Annotated in this window: 19 protein-coding genes; 11 read left to right on the top strand and 8 right to left on the bottom strand. The window is 59.3% G+C overall.

From position 1 onward, the window contains the following. Position 1: 1 nt before the first annotated feature. The gene (locus AC1965_RS08485) at positions 2–595 is read right to left on the bottom strand and encodes a gamma-glutamyl kinase (protein ID WP_483886842.1); all 594 of its coding nucleotides are present in this window, start codon (positions 593–595) and stop codon (positions 2–4) included. A gap of 203 nt (positions 596–798) precedes the next feature. On the opposite strand from AC1965_RS08485, the gene recA reads away from it, so the two are divergent. The 3 genes from recA to AC1965_RS08470 all read left to right on the top strand — a co-directional run bounded on the left by recA (position 799) and on the right by AC1965_RS08470 (position 4,948). Next, positions 799–1,869 carry a recombinase RecA gene (gene recA, locus AC1965_RS08480; RefSeq protein ID WP_483886841.1) on the top strand — a complete coding sequence of 357 codons (1,071 nt, stop codon included), beginning with the start codon at positions 799–801 and terminating at the stop codon, positions 1,867–1,869. A 128-nt stretch (positions 1,870–1,997) separates the two neighbouring features. Next, positions 1,998–4,655 (top strand): alanine--tRNA ligase, encoded by a 2,658-nt coding sequence (alaS, locus tag AC1965_RS08475; protein ID WP_483886840.1) that lies wholly within the window; start codon positions 1,998–2,000, stop codon positions 4,653–4,655. 5 nt (positions 4,656–4,660) lie between these two features. Beyond that, positions 4,661–4,948 (top strand): DUF1330 domain-containing protein, encoded by a 288-nt coding sequence (locus tag AC1965_RS08470; RefSeq protein ID WP_483886839.1) that lies wholly within the window; start codon positions 4,661–4,663, stop codon positions 4,946–4,948. Between the two features lie 81 nt (positions 4,949–5,029). On the opposite strand, the gene typA is transcribed toward AC1965_RS08470, so the two are convergent. The 3 genes from typA to AC1965_RS08455 all read right to left on the bottom strand — a co-directional run bounded on the left by typA (position 5,030) and on the right by AC1965_RS08455 (position 7,794). Continuing rightward, positions 5,030–6,847, bottom strand: coding sequence for a translational GTPase TypA (gene typA / locus AC1965_RS08465; RefSeq protein ID WP_483886838.1), 1,818 nt, complete (start codon positions 6,845–6,847; stop codon positions 5,030–5,032). 144 nt (positions 6,848–6,991) lie between these two features. After that, positions 6,992–7,321 carry a DMT family transporter gene (locus AC1965_RS08460; protein ID WP_483886837.1) on the bottom strand — a complete coding sequence of 110 codons (330 nt, stop codon included), beginning with the start codon at positions 7,319–7,321 and terminating at the stop codon, positions 6,992–6,994. A gap of 14 nt (positions 7,322–7,335) precedes the next feature. Further along, complete coding sequence (locus AC1965_RS08455; RefSeq protein WP_483886836.1) at positions 7,336–7,794, bottom strand: Lrp/AsnC family transcriptional regulator; 459 nt, start codon at positions 7,792–7,794, stop codon at positions 7,336–7,338. 114 nt (positions 7,795–7,908) lie between these two features. Here AC1965_RS08455 and AC1965_RS08450 point away from each other — a divergent pair, with 114 nt between their 5' ends. Beyond that, positions 7,909–8,115 carry a DUF6356 family protein gene (locus tag AC1965_RS08450; RefSeq protein WP_483887011.1) on the top strand — a complete coding sequence of 69 codons (207 nt, stop codon included), beginning with the start codon at positions 7,909–7,911 and terminating at the stop codon, positions 8,113–8,115. A gap of 59 nt (positions 8,116–8,174) precedes the next feature. On the opposite strand, the gene AC1965_RS08445 is transcribed toward AC1965_RS08450, so the two are convergent. The 4 genes from AC1965_RS08445 to AC1965_RS08430 form a co-directional block, all read right to left on the bottom strand. After that, a complete protein-coding gene (locus AC1965_RS08445; protein WP_483886835.1) occupies positions 8,175–9,389 on the bottom strand; it encodes an NADP-dependent isocitrate dehydrogenase in 1,215 nt (404 codons plus the stop codon). Positions 9,390–9,485: 96 nt separating this feature from the next. Beyond that, positions 9,486–10,070, bottom strand: a complete 585-nt coding sequence (locus tag AC1965_RS08440) for an HD domain-containing protein (RefSeq protein ID WP_483886834.1) — start codon at positions 10,068–10,070, stop codon at positions 9,486–9,488. Next, a complete protein-coding gene (locus AC1965_RS08435; protein ID WP_483886833.1) occupies positions 10,067–10,321 on the bottom strand; it encodes a hypothetical protein in 255 nt (84 codons plus the stop codon). The genes AC1965_RS08440 and AC1965_RS08435 overlap by 4 nt, the downstream gene beginning before the upstream one ends. Then, a complete protein-coding gene (locus AC1965_RS08430) occupies positions 10,321–10,974 on the bottom strand; it encodes an alpha/beta hydrolase (protein ID WP_483886832.1) in 654 nt (217 codons plus the stop codon). Before AC1965_RS08430 ends, AC1965_RS08435 begins: the two co-directional genes overlap by 1 nt. 173 nt (positions 10,975–11,147) lie before the next feature. Here AC1965_RS08430 and iscR point away from each other — a divergent pair, with 173 nt between their 5' ends. The 7 genes from iscR (at position 11,148) to AC1965_RS08395 (ending at position 17,784) form a co-directional block, all read left to right on the top strand. Further along, positions 11,148–11,609 carry a Fe-S cluster assembly transcriptional regulator IscR gene (gene iscR / locus AC1965_RS08425; RefSeq protein ID WP_483886831.1) on the top strand — a complete coding sequence of 154 codons (462 nt, stop codon included), beginning with the start codon at positions 11,148–11,150 and terminating at the stop codon, positions 11,607–11,609. 56 nt (positions 11,610–11,665) lie between these two features. Beyond that, positions 11,666–12,700 (top strand): cysteine desulfurase family protein, encoded by a 1,035-nt coding sequence (locus tag AC1965_RS08420; RefSeq protein WP_483887010.1) that lies wholly within the window; start codon positions 11,666–11,668, stop codon positions 12,698–12,700. Between the two features lie 34 nt (positions 12,701–12,734). After that, positions 12,735–14,258, top strand: coding sequence for a Fe-S cluster assembly protein SufB (gene sufB / locus AC1965_RS08415; RefSeq protein WP_483886830.1), 1,524 nt, complete (start codon positions 12,735–12,737; stop codon positions 14,256–14,258). Positions 14,259–14,362: 104 nt separating this feature from the next. Then, the gene (locus tag AC1965_RS08410) at positions 14,363–15,175 is read left to right on the top strand and encodes a polysaccharide pyruvyl transferase family protein (protein ID WP_483886829.1); all 813 of its coding nucleotides are present in this window, start codon (positions 14,363–14,365) and stop codon (positions 15,173–15,175) included. Between the two features lie 91 nt (positions 15,176–15,266). Then, positions 15,267–16,022, top strand: a complete 756-nt coding sequence (gene sufC, locus AC1965_RS08405) for a Fe-S cluster assembly ATPase SufC (protein ID WP_483886828.1) — start codon at positions 15,267–15,269, stop codon at positions 16,020–16,022. Further along, entirely contained in the window at positions 16,022–17,302 is a 1,281-nt protein-coding gene (locus AC1965_RS08400; protein ID WP_483886827.1) for a SufB/SufD family protein, read from the top strand. The genes sufC and AC1965_RS08400 overlap by 1 nt, the downstream gene beginning before the upstream one ends. Next, the gene (locus AC1965_RS08395) at positions 17,302–17,784 is read left to right on the top strand and encodes a YIP1 family protein (protein ID WP_483886826.1); all 483 of its coding nucleotides are present in this window, start codon (positions 17,302–17,304) and stop codon (positions 17,782–17,784) included. Before AC1965_RS08400 ends, AC1965_RS08395 begins: the two co-directional genes overlap by 1 nt. The last annotated feature ends 4 nt before the right edge of the window (positions 17,785–17,788 follow it).

Below are 17,788 nucleotides of genomic sequence, written 5' to 3'. Positions count from 1 at the left end.
CTCAAGGGATCGAGGCATAAAGGTCGAACTCATCGGAAAACTTTCGACGAAAGCGCGCTTCGACATCTGCGGACAAGTTCAACGCCATCTCTGGCGACACGTTCTCGCGTTTCAGATCCAGCGAAACCCCCAGACGGTCGCACAAAAACCCTTGCAGGCGAGGTTGGTCTTCATAGCGAAAATAATGGGTGATGCCGGTGCCGTTGGGTTGGCTCTCCATGAACTTCAACTGGCTGCCCACATCCGCAAATCCAGGCTTGCTGCCCTTCATATAAGCAAGGATGAAGTCGTCAAAACTGATCCCGAAGGTATTGTTGGGTTTGTCCTTCATGAACGGGCGCTGACGGTAGCGATACCAACTGCCCAACCATGAGATCGGCTCGCGCATGACGGCCATAAGTTCCAGTTCGACGTCACAGACCTTGAGAAACATCGGCCTGATGAATCGATTGTACCGATAGACCGGCGCGTGTTTCAACATCGGTGGCTCTGAAATGACCATGTCAGCGCGCGGCGCCAGCGCCGTTTCATAGGCTGTCGTCCCCGTCTTGGGCACAGAAAGGAACGCCAGACGTTCCTGAAAGAATACAAGCACTTAATTCCCCCGGCAGCCGAATTAGACCATAACGCGCAATCGTAAACCACTTTTTAACCAATCTGGTAAAAAGATGAAACATCGATAATTTGATTGAAATGTTCTCGTTTTAGCCCCATATGGAACATTAGAGGAACATCAGCAGCGTGGCACAGCTGGCGATTGCCGCCGGTCCGCCACTGTGACACTAAGGGATAATCATAATGGCAACGGCAGATCTTTTGACAATGGACAGCAAAAAAGCAGCGGAAAAGCAAAAGGCGCTCGACAGTGCCTTGGCCCAGATCGAACGTCAGTTCGGCAAGGGGTCGATCATGAAGCTGGGCGCGGAAGGCGCGATACAGGATATTACGGCCAGCTCAACAGGCTCGCTCGGACTGGACATCGCCCTTGGCATCGGCGGTCTGCCGATGGGGCGTATCATCGAGATTTATGGCCCCGAATCCTCGGGCAAGACAACGCTAACCCTGCACTGTGTCGCAGAACAGCAAAAGGCGGGCGGCGTCTGTGCCTTTGTTGACGCCGAGCATGCGCTGGACCCGCAGTACGCCAAAAAGCTAGGCGTCGACATCGACGAATTGCTGATTTCCCAGCCAGACACCGGTGAACAGGCGCTCGAAATCACCGATACGCTGGTGCGCTCGGGTGCCGTGAACATGGTGATCGTCGATTCCGTGGCCGCGTTGACACCAAAATCCGAACTTGAAGGTGAAATGGGCGACAGCAGCGTGGGCGTACAGGCCCGCCTGATGAGCCAAGCGATGCGCAAACTGACCGGCTCCATCAGCCGCAGCAACTGCATGGTAATTTTCATCAATCAAATCCGTATGAAAATCGGCGTTATGTTCGGCTCGCCCGAGACCACATCGGGTGGCAACGCCTTGAAGTTCTACTCGTCCGTGCGTCTGGATATCCGCCGGATTGGCGCGCTGAAAGACCGCGATGAAGTGGTGGGCAACGCCACCCGCGTCAAGGTCGTGAAAAACAAGGTCGCGGCGCCGTTCAAACAGGTCGAATTCGACATCATGTATGGCGAAGGCATTTCCAAGATGGGCGAGCTGCTGGACCTTGGCGTCAAGGCCGGCGTGGTCGATAAATCTGGCTCTTGGTTCAGCTATGGCGACGAACGGATCGGGCAGGGGCGTGAAAACGCCAAGACCTTCCTGAAGGAAAACACCGCCATGGCAAATGAGATTGAAGACAAGATCCGTGCCGCACACGGCCTGGATTTCCACGGGTCCAACAAAGACGATGCCGACATTCTCGAAGCGTAGTACTCGGATCGGGTGACAAAGGGGGGGCTGCCATTGGGCGGCCCCTTTTTCATGTGGGCAAACGGTGGACAGTGCGCGGGTGCAAGGGTATTTGAAACCGACCCAATCTGCCCCGGAAGGCCCCGCACATGAAGACGTTGAACGACATCCGATCCTCCTTTCTGTCCTATTTCGACGCGCAGGGGCATCAGATCGTGCCCTCCAGCCCGCTGGTGCCACGCAATGATCCGACGCTTATGTTCACTGCGGCAGGCATGGTGCAGTTCAAGAACCTGTTCACCGGGGTAGAACACCGCGATTACACCCGTGCGGCCACGGCGCAAAAATGCGTGCGCGCCGGCGGCAAACACAACGATCTGGACAACGTCGGCTATACCGCGCGCCATCACACGTTTTTCGAGATGCTCGGTAACTTCAGCTTTGGCGACTACTTCAAGGCCGAGGCAATCCCCTTTGCCTGGGATCTGCTGACCAAGGAGTTCGGCATCGATCCTAACCGCCTGCTGGTGACCGTCTATCATACCGACGAAGAGGCGGTGAAAATATGGAAGGCCCACACCGGGCTCCCGGACGAACGGATCATCCGCATCGCCACCGATGACAACTTTTGGTCTGCCGGTCCCACAGGCCCCTGCGGTCCATGCACCGAGATTTTCTATGACCACGGCGACCATATCTGGGGTGGTCCTCCCGGTTCACCCGATGAAGATGGCGACCGTTTTGTCGAGATTTGGAACCTCGTGTTCATGCAATATGAACAGTTCGAGGATGGCACGCGCCGCCCACTGCCCAATCAGTCGATCGACACTGGCATGGGGATCGAACGGGTCGCAGCGCTGTTGCAAGGCACCAACGACAACTATTCGACCGATCTGATGCGCAGCCTGATCGAGGCCAGCGCACATGCGTCCTCCACCGATCCAGACGGCCCCGGCAAGACGCATCACCGCGTGATCGCGGACCATCTGCGCTCTACTTCCTTCTTGATTGCGGACGGGGTGATGCCCTCGAACGAAGGGCGCGGGTACGTGCTGCGCCGGATCATGCGCCGGGCGATGCGCCATGCGCATTTGCTGGGGGTCAAAGACCCGTTGATGCATCAATTGGTGCCCGCATTGGTGCAACAAATGGGCGCGGCCTATCCCGAACTGGGTCAGGCGCAATCCATGATCCGCGAAACCCTGCTGTCGGAGGAAACCCGGTTCCGTCAGACGCTGGAACGTGGGCTGAAACTACTCGACGATGAACTCAGCACACTTCCCGAAGGCGCGACGCTGCCGGGGGCTGCTGCGTTCAAACTCTACGACACATTCGGCTTTCCGCTCGACCTCACACAGGACGCGCTGCGCGAAAAGGGCCGCAAAGTCGATACCGATGGTTTTGACACCGCGATGGAGGCACAGAAAGCCAAGGCGCGTGCCGCCTGGTCCGGATCAGGCGAAGCAGCCGATGCGACCGTGTGGTTCGACGTGGCCGACAAATACGGGCCAACTGAATTTTTGGGCTACGACACCGAAACCGCCGAGGGGCAGCTTGTCGCCCTCGTGCAAGGTGGCGCAACCGTGCCTGCGGTCAAACTGGGCAGTGACGTCCAGATCGCGCTGAACCAGACGCCATTTTACGCCGAAAGTGGCGGGCAGGTCGGGGACACCGGCGTTATCCGCACCGCAACCGGCACGGTAAATATCACCGACACCCGCAAATCGGCGGGCGTTTTTGTGCATTTTGGCCATGTCATCGAGGGCGAGGTAACTGCGGGTCAAAGCGGCGTGCTGACGGTTGACCATACGCGCCGCACCGCCATCCGCGCCAATCACTCGGCCACGCACTTGCTGCACGAAGCGCTGCGCGGTGCCTTGGGCGATCACGTGGCACAACGCGGATCGTTGAACGCAGCGGACCGTCTGCGGTTTGACTTCTCGCACAACGCCGCCCTCAGTGCCGACGATCTGGCCAAGGTCGAACGCGAGGTGAACGACTACATCCGCCAAAACACCGCCGTTGAAACCCGGATCATGACACCGGACGATGCCCGCGCCCTAGGCGCTCAGGCACTATTTGGCGAAAAATACGGCGACGAAGTGCGCGTCGTGTCGATGGGGCGCGAGGACGGTTCGGGCAAGGGCGCGGACAAAACCACCTATTCGCTAGAGCTTTGCGGCGGCACCCATGTGCGCCAAACCGGTGACATCGGGGCCTTTGTTCTGCTTGGCGACAGCGCCAGCAGCGCGGGCGTGCGGCGCATCGAGGCGCTGACCGGGGCCGAAGCCCTGACATGGTTGCGCGGCCAAGAAGCGGCGCTAAGCCGTGTGGCGGCCGAGTTAAAGACCTCTACCGCTGACGTGCCGGACCGGGTGCGTGCGCTGATGGACGAACGCCGCAGCCTCGCCAACGAAGTGGCCCAACTGCGCCGCGAACTCGCGATGTCGGGTGGTGGTGCCGCAGCCCCCGAAGCCCGCGAGGTGGGCGGCGTCAAGTTTATGGCACAGGTGCTCAGCGGCGTGACAGGAAAAGATCTGCCCGCGCTGGTGGATGAGCATAAGGCCAATATTGGCTCTGGCGTGGTGCTGCTCATCGCAGATGCGGGTGGCAAGGCCGCTGTCGCCGGCGGCGTGACAGCAGATTTGACCGACCGTGTGTCGGCTGTCGATATCGTCAAGGCTGCTGTGGCGGAACTGGGCGGCAAAGGTGGCGGTGGTCGGCCTGATATGGCGCAGGGCGGCGGCGCGAGCGTTGATAATGCTGACGCGGCCATCGCCGCAGCTGAAACAATTTTGAAAGGATAAAACCCATGGGCGCACTCTGGATTGCACATGTCACCGTCACCGATGAAGAAGCCTACAAGAAATACGCTGCGGGCGCGACTGTCGCCATTGCCGAGCACGGCGGCGAGTTTATCGCGCGCGGTGGGCGGTTTGTTCAGCTTGAAGGCAAGGAACGTCCCCGTAATGTCGTGGCGCGTTTCCCCGACGTCGAAACTGCGGAAAAGTGTTATCATTCAGATGCGTATCAGGCGGCACTGAACTTTGCGCGGGGCGCATCAGAGCGCGAATTGATGATCATCGAGACAAGCGAATAACCCAAGTTCCGCGTTACACCGACAAAAAAAAGGCCGGCCCCTTCGCAGGGACCGGCCTTTTTTCATGTCTATGACAGGCGCTTAGCCTGCTTTTGACATCCGCTTACGCTCATGCGGGTCAAGGAAACGCTTGCGCAGACGGATCGCGTTTGGCGTCACTTCGACCAGTTCATCGTCGTCGATATAGGCAATCGCCTGCTCCAGCGACAAGGTTACCGGCGTGGTCAGACGGACCGCTTCGTCGGTGCCGGAGGCCCGCACGTTGGTCAATTGCTTGCCCTTCAGTGGGTTCACTTCCAGATCGTTCTCACGGCTGTGTTCGCCAATGATCATGCCCTGATAGACATCCGTCTGCGCCCCGATAAAGAACTTGCCACGGTCTTCAAGCTTCCACAGCGCGTAGGATACGGCAGTGCCGTTTTCCATCGAAATCAGAACACCGGCCCGACGGCCCGGAATGGCGCCCTTGTGCGGGGCCCAGTCGTGGAACACGCGGTTCAGCACGCCTGTACCGCGCGTGTCGGTCAGGAATTCGCCATGATAGCCGATTAGCCCGCGCGACGGCACATGTGCCACGATGCGTGTCTTGCCGGCACCCGCTGGCTTCATCTCGATCAGCTCGCCTTTGCGAGGGCCGGTGATCTTTTCGATCACGGCGCCCGAGTATTCATCATCCACGTCGATGGTGGCTTCTTCGATCGGCTCATGACGCACGCCGTCAATGTCGCGGAACAAAACTTGCGGGCGCGAGATCGACAGCTCGAAACCCTCGCGGCGCATGTTTTCAATCAACACACCCATCTGCAATTCGCCGCGGCCCGCAACCTCAAAGGCTTCGCCGCCCGGTGTATCGCTGATCTTAATCGCGACGTTGGATTCGGCCTCTTTGTTGAGACGTTCGCGGATGACGCGCGACTGTACTTTTTTGCCATCGCGGCCGGCCAGTGGGCTGTCGTTGATGCCAAAGGTGACGGTGATGGTGGGCGGGTCGATCGGCTGGGCCGGGATCGCCACGGTTACTGATTGTTCGGCCAATGTATCGGCCACGGTTGCCTTGGACATCCCCGCGATGGAGACAATATCGCCCGCTTCGGCCAGTTCGATCCCAACCTGATCCAAGCCGCGATAGGCCAGAATTTTCGTGGCGCGGAAGTTCTCAATCAACGTGCCATCGCGCGACATCGCTTTGATTGTCTGGCCCGCTTTCAATGTGCCCAACTCCACACGGCCCGTCAGCAAACGGCCCAAAAAGGGATCGCCGCCCAACGTGGTGGCCAGCATGGTGAACGGCTTGTCTGTGTCCGCGATTTGTTTCGGGGCAGGGACATGCTTGAGGATCAGTTCAAACAACTCATCCAACCCTTTGCGGGGGCCATCAAGCGTGTGATCTGCCCAACCGGCGCGGCCGGAGGCGTACATCATCGGGAAATCAAGCTGCTCTTCGGTAGCGTCAAGATTGGCGAAAAGGTCGAACACTTCGTCCAACGCACGGTCAGGTTCGCCATCGGGCTTGTCGACCTTATTGATCACAACAATCGGGCGCAGGCCCAGTTTCAGCGCCTTGGAGGTCACAAATTTGGTCTGTGGCATTGGGCCTTCGGCGGCATCGACCAGCAACACCACACCATCCACCATCGACAGGATGCGTTCCACTTCGCCACCAAAGTCGGCGTGGCCGGGGGTGTCGACGATATTAACGCGGGTGCCTTTCCACTCAACCGAAGTTGGCTTGGCGAAAATCGTGATGCCGCGCTCGCGCTCCAGATCGTTGCTGTCCATGGCGCGCTCGGTGGTCGCCTGGTTTTCCCGGTAGGTGCCGGATTGTTTCAGCAGTTCATCCACCAGCGTCGTTTTGCCGTGGTCAACGTGGGCGATAATTGCGATGTTGCGCAGGTCCATAGGTTAAGCCTTTGATAGGGGAAGGACGCGCCAGCCCGAGGCGGCGCGGGATTTGCGCCGCGCATACCGTGCCTGCGCCATAAACGCCAGCACAAAAGCCAAAACAGGCAACAAGCCGGGCGTCCGCGCAACATTTTCCGCCGGTTAGTGGGTCGTGCTGGCCGAAAACAGGTGGATCACCAGAATGCCGCAGATAATCAACGAAAGTCCCAGCACCGCGGCAAGGTCAAGCCGTTGGTTGAACATAACAAAGCCGATGCCGGCAATGCAGACGATCCCCAGCCCCGACCAGATCGCATAAACGATGCCGACCGGCATCACCTTGAGCGCGAGCGCCATAAAGTAAAAGGAAATCAGGTAAAAAACCAACACCGCAACCGATGGCCAGAGCCGCGTAAACTGATGCGATGCTTGCAGGGCGGTCGTGCCGATCGTTTCCGCGATGATCGCGATAAAAAGCCAGAGATAGTGCATGGGAAAAACCTTACTCAAAGCGGCAATTGCGTGGTTTCCTTGATCTCTTCCATCACAAAACTGGCCGAGACATCCGACAGGGGCACCCGACGGATCAGGTTTTGATACAATTGATCGTACCCGGCCATATCCGCAACCTTGGCCCGGATCAAATAGTCCAGATCACCGGTCATCCGGTACACACCCAGGATCTCGGGCATAGATTTGGTGGCCCTTGAAAACGTCTCCAGCCAGTCTGGAGCGTGGGCATTGGTGCGGATCTGCATAAAAACCGTCAACCCCAAGCCCAGCTTGGCGGCGTCCAGCAAAGTCACGCGCCCCGTGATCACCCCCGCCGCCTCAAGCGCCTTTATGCGCCGCCAGCACGCGTTGCGCGACAGGTTCACGCATTCACCGAGCGCCTCAAGCGACTGCGCGGCGTCGCGCTGCAATTCCACCAGAATGCGCCGATCTATATCATCAAATGTTGTCATTTCGTCAATCTGACGGGAAACATTCCCACAGACAAGCAATTTGAAGCGAATATTGAGAGATCTTCACACAGCCGCTGGTATATATTGGGAAAAACCGCACAGCAGGAGCACATGATGATCGCACGTATCTTTCTCGACCACCCCGCAAAGGTGGACGAAACGTTTTTTGAACATATGGCCTTTGCGCTGAAATTCTCTGGGCTGCTGTTTGCCGCCGCAGGTGCCGCACTTGTTCACGCGCTGATCCCGTGCCTGTTCGAAAAAACCGCCAGCGGCATCATCGCCAAACTATATGCTAAGACCCACAACCGCGGTCAGTAGGGATCGGGGCAGGTTACCGATAAAAGAAAGGGGCCGCATCGCTGCGGCCCCTTTTTTGTTTAGCCCTTGAGGGCGTTGTTCAGGTTTTCATCGACTTTCTCGAGGAAGCCCATGGTGGTCAGCCACTTTTGATCGGGCCCAACCAGCAGTGCCAGATCCTTGGTCATGTCGCCGGATTCAACCGTGTCCACGACGACCTTCTCCAGTGTCTCAGCAAAGTTGATCAGCGCGGTGTTGCTGTCCAGCTTGCCACGGTGCTTCAAACCGCCGGTCCAGGCGTAGATTGACGCGATAGAGTTGGTCGATGTCTCCTCGCCTTTCTGGTGCTGGCGATAGTGACGCGTCACGGTGCCGTGGGCTGCTTCGGCTTCGACAATTTTGCCATCGGGGGTCATCAACTGGCTGGTCATCAGACCAAGCGAGCCAAAGCCCTGTGCCACGGTGTCCGACTGCACGTCGCCATCGTAGTTTTTGCAAGCCCATACATAGCCACCCGACCATTTCATCGCCGCGGCGACCATGTCGTCAATCAGGCGGTGTTCGTAGGTGATGCCCTTTTTCTTGAACGCGTCGGCAAATTCGGCGTCAAAGATTTCCTGGAAGATGTCTTTGAAACGGCCATCATAGGCTTTCAAAATGGTGTTTTTGGTCGACAAGTACACAGGCCAGCCACGCGCCAAGCCATAGTTCATCGACGCGCGGGCAAAATCGCGGATCGAATCGTCCAAGTTGTACATCGCCATAGTCACGCCAGCGGATGGGGCATCGAACACTTCTTTTTCGATCACTTCACCGTCGTCGCCAACAAACTTGATCGTCAGCTTGCCCTTGCCCGGAAAGCGGAAATCGGTGGCGCGGTACTGATCACCAAAGGCGTGACGGCCCACGACGATCGGCTGGGTCCAGCCCGGCACAAGGCGCGGCACGTTCTTGCAGATGATCGGCTCGCGAAAGATAACGCCGCCCAGAATGTTGCGGATGGTCCCGTTGGGGCTGCGGTACATACGCTTGAGGCCGAATTCCTCAACGCGGTCCTCATCTGGGGTGATGGTCGCACATTTCACGCCAACGCCGTATTTCTGGATAGCATGGGCCGCGTCGACGGTGATTTGATCGTCGGTCTCGTCGCGGGCCTCGATGCCCAGATCGTAATACTTGAGGTCCACGTCCAGATAGGGCGTGATCAGCTTTTTCTTTATGAAATCCCAGATGATGCGGGTCATTTCATCGCCATCAAGCTCGACGATGGGGTTTTCTACCTTAATCTTGGACATGGCGGAATCCTTTGGGTTGGTGGGAATTTGCGCGAGGTCTAGCCTATCTCCGCGCAAAGGGAAAGACGGTATGCAATTGTATGCCGAAACCTGCGGTCAGGCATTGATCCCGGCAAAAAACACCGCGATGCGCGTTTTGGCGTAGGCCCAGAGTGTCGGAGCACCGATAGCGATCTTGCGGCCCACTTTCTCTTCGATCTGGGCTTCGCTGACGTTATAGTCAGTCCAACTGCCGCCGCCCGATGCCAAGTTCTGCATCGGGGGTTGGAACCTGTCCAGCGATTTGGCAAATTGGGCAGAGGGCGATTGCGCCGCCTCGAATTCCTCCCAAACTGCGCGAAGGTCGTCACGCAAGTCATTGGGAAGAAGTCCAAAAATTCGGTCTGCCGCGATCTGCTCCTGCGCGGCCATCGCGGCCGCGTCGTAGTCGCCAAAGATCGGGTTGTCGCCTGCGTCGATCTCGACCAGATCATGCAGGATCAACATCTTGATCACACGGTTGATGTCCACGCCCGGCCCGGCCTGATCGGCCAGAACCAGCGCGTAGAGCGTCAGATGCCAGGAATGTTCTGCCGAATTCTCTGCGCGGCTGCCATCGCATAGGGTGGTGCCGCGCATGATGGATTTCAGCTTGTCCGCCTCATTAAGAAACGCAATCTGACGATCCAGCCGTTCAGTCATCCCGCCGTGCCACCGGGTGTACCGACCGTGGCGCGGTGTTCCTTGAGCTTGCGGGCCAGGAACGCACGCGCCTTGTCGTTCGCCATCCGTGTGCGCACCGCCGTCATAAACGCCTCTTCCAGCGTCTGTGACGAGGCACCCAGCACGTCGCCGACCTCCATGAACAATCGGTCTGCACCGGTCTCGTCCTGTACCTTCAGGCAGTCTTCGGCCAGTCGGTTGGCCAATTCGATGACAACCGGATCGGCCATTACCGCGTGGTCTCGGTCAGGCGACGCTTCACGTATTCAGTGCTGGACGTGATCAGCGTGTCCATATGCGGCTCTTCAAAGAAATGCCCGGCACCTTCGACTTCCTGATGGGTAATCGTAATGCCTTTTTGTTCGTGCAGCTTGCTGACCAAATTTACGGTATCGGCGGGCGGCGCCACGCGGTCGGCGGTGCCGTTGATTACCAGACCAGAGGCCGGGCAGGGTGCAAGGAACGAAAAGTCATACATATTCGCCGGTGGTGCGACCGAAATGAACCCGGTGATCTCGGGCCGCCGCATCAGCAATTGCATACCGATCCATGCGCCGAACGAAAAACCAGCAACCCAGCAGTGTTTAGAGTTGTTGTTCATCGACTGCAGATAATCCAGCGCCGAGGCCGCATCGGACAATTCGCCAATGCCTTGATCGTATTCACCTTGGCTGCGCCCAACGCCACGGAAGTTGAACCGCAGAACGGTGAACCCCATGTTGTAGAAGGCGTAATGCAAGTTATAGACCACCTTGTGATTCATCGTGCCGCCAAACTGCGGGTGCGGATGAAGCACGATGGCAATCGGTGCGTCACGTTCTTTTTGTGGATGATAGCGGCCCTCAAGGCGGCCTTCGGGTCCGGGAAAAATAACCTCGGGCATGGGTGTCCCTGTCTGGTGGTTCAAAGCTGTCTGCGAATAGTTGACGAATTCGCTAAGGCACCTTAGAACGGTTCTAATCTGTTGTCGTGCATTGCTGCGCGGGTCAGACATTGCACTTAGGCATTTCGTGCGCCCGCGTCAATCAAATGGCGTCTTTGGGCAGGGGAGAAACGATGAAGCTGTCAACCAAAGGGCGTTACGCCATGGTCGCATTGGCCGATATCGCCTTGCAACCCGCGGGATCATTGGTGTCGCTGGGCGACATCGCAGATCGCCAGTCAGTGTCCTTGCCCTATCTGGAACAGCTCTTTGTCAAACTGCGGCGCGCCGAACTCGTCACGTCTGTGCGTGGCCCCGGTGGCGGGTATCGGCTTGCCCGGCCAGCCTCTGAAATTCGGGTCGTCGACGTACTGGCTGCCGTGGATGAAATGCTTGACGCTATGCACAAGGGCGCAGGCGCGTCCGGCGGCTCGTCCGGCAGTCGGGCGCAGTCGCTGACCAACCGCCTGTGGGAAGGGTTAAGCGCGCATGTCTATGTTTATTTGCACCAGACCCGCCTTTCAGATGTGGTGGCGAACGAACTGGCGCCATGCCCTGCCGTGCCGAACCTATTTGCCGTGGTGGACGACGCGTGAGAACCTATCTCGATCATAATGCCACCACGCCGCTGCGCCCCGAGGCCCGCGCCGCGATGCAGGCGGCGTTGGATGTGACGGGCAACCCGTCGTCCGTTCACGCCGAGGGGCGCGCAGCCAAGACATTGGTCGAACGCGCCCGCGCGCAGGTGGCGGCGCTGGTTGGCTGCGATCCCGTTGATGTGATTTTTACCTCCGGCGCGACCGAAGCGGCAGCGCTGGCGATCCCGGCTGGCGCGCAGGTAACAACTTCGGCGGTAGAACATGATGCCGTTCTGTCCTGGGGGCAGGGCGCCCGGCTGTCCGTCACACCGGACGGACAATGGACGGGTGATCTGGCCCCGGCGCAGGGTGCCGATGTCGTGGCCCTTCAGGCCGCCAACAGCGAAACCGGCGTTCTGCAACAGACCATGCCGCTGGCACAGCAGTGCTGGACGATGGACCAGTCGCCATTTGTTCTGGTCGACGCGGCGCAAGCCCTTGGCAAGACACGATTTACCATGGCCACCAGCGGCGCGGATTTCATCCTGTGTTCGGCGCATAAGTTCGGCGGCCCAAAGGGCGTCGGCGCTTTGATCGTCAAACGCGGCATTGACGTGGCAGCACAGCTGCGGGGTGGCGGGCAGGAAATGGGCCGCCGTTCGGGCACCGAAAATATCGTCGGCATTGCCGGTTTTGGCGCGGCGGCAGAAGCGGCGGCGGCAGATGTGGCGTCCGGGCGGTGGGACGACGTCGCTGCCCTGCGCGATTTGCTGGAAGCAACCCTTGAGGATGCAACAAAGATGACTATTTTTGTAGGGAAAGACTCGCCGCGTTTGCCCAACACCTCTTGCCTGCTGACGCCGGGCTGGAAGGGCGAGACGCAAGTGATGCAAATGGATCTCGCCGGACATGCCGTTTCCGCCGGATCGGCATGTTCCAGCGGCAAGGTTCGGGCCAGTGCCGTGTTGCGCGCGATGGGCTTTGATGAAACAGAGGCCGCCAGCGCGATCCGGGTGTCGCTGGGCCTGAACACCACCCGGGATGAGATACTACGGTTCGCAACAAGCTGGGCCGAAAAATTGAAAAAGCACGAACAGCGGGCCGCTTAAGCGCCCACGGGAAAGGAACGAGACCTTGGAAAACATGACCCTGACAGAGAATGATGGCGTCAAAGAGGGCGTCGATCAAGACACCGTGGATGCCGTGCGCGAAGTCGGCGGGGCCTACAAACATGGCTGGTCCACTGACATCGAGATGGATTATGCGCCGATGGGGCTGAACCCCGACATCGTGCGCCTGATCTCTGAGAAAAACGAAGAGCCGCAGTGGATGACCGACTGGCGGCTGGCGGCATACGACCGCTGGCTGACCAAGAAAGAACCCGATTGGGCGATGGTCGACTACCCCGAAATCGATTTTCAGAACCAATATTACTACGCCCGCCCCAAGAGCATGGCTGTCAAGCCCAAGTCGCTGGATGACGTCGACCCCAAGCTGCTGGACACTTACAAGAAACTGGGTATCCCGCTGAAGGAACAGATGATCCTCGCCGGTGTCGAGGGCGCCGAAAATGCCCCCGCCGAGGGCCGCAAGGTCGCCGTTGACGCGGTGTTTGATTCCGTTTCCGTCGGCACGACCTTTCAGGATGAACTGCTCAAGGCCGGGGTGATCTTCTGCTCGATCTCCGAAGCGATCCGCGAACACCCCGAACTCGTGCGAAAATACCTCGGCTCTGTCGTGCCGGTGTCTGACAACTTTTATGCCACGTTGAACTCGGCCGTATTCTCTGACGGGTCGTTTGTTTACGTGCCACCGGGCGTGCGCTGCCCGATGGAACTGTCGACCTATTTCCGCATCAACGCCGAAAACACCGGCCAGTTCGAACGCACGCTGATCATCGCTGACAAGGGCAGCTATGTATCCTACCTCGAAGGCTGCACCGCGCCGCAACGCGACGAGTCGCAATTGCACGCAGCGGTGGTCGAGATTATCATCGAAGAAGACGCCGAAGTGAAATATTCCACCGTTCAGAACTGGTATCCCGGCGATGAAAACGGCAAGGGCGGCATCTATAACTTCGTGACTAAACGCGCCGATTGCCGGGGCGACCGGGCCAAGGTGATGTGGACGCAGGTCGAAACCGGCTCTGCTGTGACGTGGAAATACCCGTCCTGCATCCTGCGCGGCGACGATTCACAGGGTGAATTCTACTCCATCGCCATCGCCAACAACATGCAGCAGGCCGACACCGGCACTAAGATGATCCACTTGGGCAAGCGTACGAAATCGCGCATCGTCTCCAAGGGCATATCGGCGGGCAAGGCCCAGAACACCTATCGCGGCCTGGTGTCGATGCACCCCAAAGCCAAGGAATCGCGCAACTATACCCAGTGTGACAGCCTGCTCATTGGCAGCGAATGTGGGGCGCATACGGTGCCTTACATCGAGGTCAAGAACAACAGCAGCCGGGTAGAGCACGAAGCGACGACCTCCAAGGTGGACGACGATCAGTTGTTCTACTGCCGCTCGCGCGGGATGGACGAGGAAGAAGCCGTGGCACTGGTTGTCAACGGGTTCTGCAAGGACGTACTGCAAGCGCTGCCAATGGAATTTGCCATGGAAGCACAGGCGCTCGTCGCAATCTCGTTGGAGGGCAGCGTCGGGTAAAATTGCGCCCCCCGGACGGGGGGTGCATCCGTCAACAACCGCAATCAAAGAAAGACCGACCGTTTCGCCCGTCGCATCAATTGATGCACTGAAACGCACAGCATATGACCAATACCGCCCCCTATACGGCCCCCCTGCGTCTGCACTGGTGGAAGGCCAAGCCGAATTTCGGCGACGCGCTCAGCCCGCTGCTGCTGGCGCATGTGTCGGGGCGTGTCGTCAAACATGCCAAGGCGGATACCGCGGATGTCTTTGCGCTTGGGTCTCTCATGCAGGTGGTGCGGCGCAGCTTTCATCACCCGCGCGACGGGGCCAAGCCGGTGATCTGGGGCAGTGGCCTGCTACACCCGCCTGCGGGCTTCAAATTCCTTGATAACATCGACATCGCGCTGCTGCGCGGGCCGATCACCGCTGCTCTGTTGAATATCGAAACGACCGAATTTGGCGATCCTGGTCTGCTGGTCAACGACGTATTGCCCGCCGAGGAAGACCCCAGCGACGTGATCGGCATCGTGCCGCACCACACGCTGGCCGATGATCCGGCGCTGTTGGCGCTGATTGACGCGGATGACGCCTATGTGCTGATCGACCCGCGCAACCCGGCCGAACTGGTCTGCGCCCAGATCGCCGCCTGCGCGCATATCTTTGCCTCGTCGTTGCACGGGCTGATCACCGCTGACGCCTACGGCGTGCCCAACACATGGGTCGCACCCGACGGGCAGGGGTGGCTGAAGTTTTACGACTACGCCGCCTCAGTTGGCCGCGCCATGCGCCTGCCAATCACGCTGGACCAGATTGCAACGGCGCCCAAACCCACAGGCCGCGCGCTGCCGTATCAGGATGGCATCGACGCCTGCCGTGTCGCGCTGCGCACCTCTTTCCCGGCGTATCTGTGCGCCGAACGGGGGCCCGCATGAGCCACCCCATCACCAAGGCCCTTAGCGGGGCCTGTTCATTCCAAAAATATACTGTCATTGCGGCGCAGCCCTGCGCCAGAAGGAGACCGACATGCTGAGCATCAAAAACCTGCACGTGAAACTCGAAGAAGAGGACAAGCAGATCCTCAAAGGCGTCAACCTTGAGGTCGAAGCCGGCAAGGTACACGCGATCATGGGGCCCAACGGTTCGGGCAAATCCACGCTAAGCTATGTGCTGTCTGGCAAGGGCGGCTACGAAGTCACCGAAGGCAGCGCCACGCTTGAAGGTAATGATCTGCTCGACATGGAGCCCGAAGAACGTGCCGCAGCCGGCCTCTTTTTAGCGTTCCAGTACCCGGTAGAAATTCCGGGTGTGGGTAATATGACCTTCCTGCGCACCGCAGTGAACGCGCAGCGCAAGGCACGTGGCGAAGACGAAATGTCGGCGGCCGAGTTCCTCAAGGTGATCCGCGCCCGCGCCAAAGACCTAAAAATCGACGCCGAAATGCTGAAACGCCCGGTCAACATGGGCTTTTCCGGCGGCGAGAAAAAGCGCAATGAAATCTTGCAGATGGCCATGCTTGAACCCAAAATGTGCATCCTCGACGAGACCGACAGCGGGCTTGACGTGGACGCGATGAAACTGGTCTCAGAGGGCGTGAACGCCCTGCGCTCCGAAGGTCGCGGTTTTCTGGTCATCACCCACTACCAGCGTCTTCTTGATCACATCAAACCGGATGTGGTTCACATCATGGCCGATGGTCGCATCGTCAAAACCGGCGGGCCGGAACTGGCGCTTGAGGTGGAAAACAACGGCTACACCGATATCCTCGCCGAGGTGGTATAATGGCCCAGGCAACACTGAAACAGACCCCGACCGAGGCGATGATCGCACGGCACAGCCTGCCCCAGGGCGGCTGGTCGGCGCCCGCGCGCGCCGACGCGCTGTCACGCTTGCGCACCATGGGACTGCCCGAACGGCGCGACGAATACTGGAAATTCACCCGGCCCGACAGCCTGATCCAGCCCGAGGCCCAGCCCGCCGCCGTTCTGACGCACGACGAGGCGCCGCTGTTCGACGCGGTCGATCGGCTGAAAATCGTCTTTGTCGACGGGGTGTTTGACGCAGCCGCCTCCGACGATCTGACGCTTGAAGGGATCAGCATCGAACGCCTCGCCGCTGCCGACAGCGACCTGCACTGGGCGCGCGATCTGTATGGCGCGCTGGAAACCCGCGGTCAGACCCCGGTTGCCCGCCCGCTGGCCACCCTGAACACAGCCTTTGCCCACGATGGCGTGCTGATCCATGTCACGGGCACGCCCAGCAAACCCGTCAATCTGATTTATCGCCACGAATCCGATACTTCTGACGCGATGCTACACCATGTGATCAAGCTGGATGCCGGGGCCGAAATGACCCTGCTGGAAAACGGTCCCGCTGCCGCGCGCTTTAACAAGGTGATGGAAGTTGATGTCGCCGATCGGGCGCGGTTCCACCATGTCCGCGCCCAGGGCCGCGACCACGAACGCCGCGCCGCCACGCATATCTTTGCCCGCCTTGGCACGGAATCGCAGTTCAAATCCTTCACTGTCACGGTCAACGGCCGGATGACGCGCAACGAATGTGTGATCGAACTGACGGGCGACGATGCCTCGGCCCACGTGGCCGGCGCCTGTGTCGGGGATGGCGATTTTCACCACGACGACACGGTTTTTGTCACCCATGATGCGGTGAACTGCGAAAGCCGTCAGGTGTTCAAAAAGGTGCTGCGCAATGGGGCCACCGGTGTGTTCCAGGGCAAAATTCTGGTCAAGGCAGGGGCGCAAAAGACCGATGGCTACCAGATCAGTCAATCGCTGCTGCTGGACGGCGACAGCCAGTTTCTGGCCAAGCCCGAGCTTGAGATCTACGCCGACGATGTGATCTGCTCGCACGGGTCCACCTCCGGCGCGATCGACGAAGACGGGCTGTTCTACCTTCGTGCGCGCGGTGTGACCAAATCTGAAGCGACCGATCTGTTGACACTGGCCTTCCTTGCTGAAGCGGTCGAAGAAATCGCCGCCGAGGACCTGCGCGAGGAAATCAACGGCCGCTTGGCGGCCTGGCTTGATCGGCGTCGCGACTGATGGCGGTCAGCAGCGACATATTGGCGACCTACCGTGGCCCCGGAAGGGTGATGCAGACCCTGCTGGCACAGGGCCGCAACGAAGTGCGTGTGCTGATGTTCGCTCTGATGGCGGGCGTGCTGATCTTTGTCGCCATGTCGCCCTACCAGGCCCGCGCCGCCCATCTGGACCCGGACGGCCCGCTGGCCGTGCGCCAGTACTGGAGCGCGTTTTTCTGGGTCTTTGTCATGCCGCTGGTGCTCTATCTCTTTGCCGCGCTGGTCTGGGGTCTGTCGCGTGTCGCAAGACGCCAGATCAGCGGCTATGCCATCCGACTGACGCTGGTCTGGTCGCTGCTGGCCAGCGCTCCCTTGCTTCTCTTGCTGGGTCTGGTGCTCGGCTTTATCGGGCCGGGCGTGCAGGCACAGATCATCGGTGCGCTCTGGCTGGCCGTGTTTTTCTGGTTCTGGGTCAGCGGCTTACTCTCGGCTGAGCAGGGCTAGGGGC

The organism is Sulfitobacter sp. KMM 9851 (genome assembly GCF_057178245.1).
The sequence above is the reverse complement of the archived record's forward strand: the minus strand, read 5'-3'. Positions and strand labels throughout refer to the sequence as shown.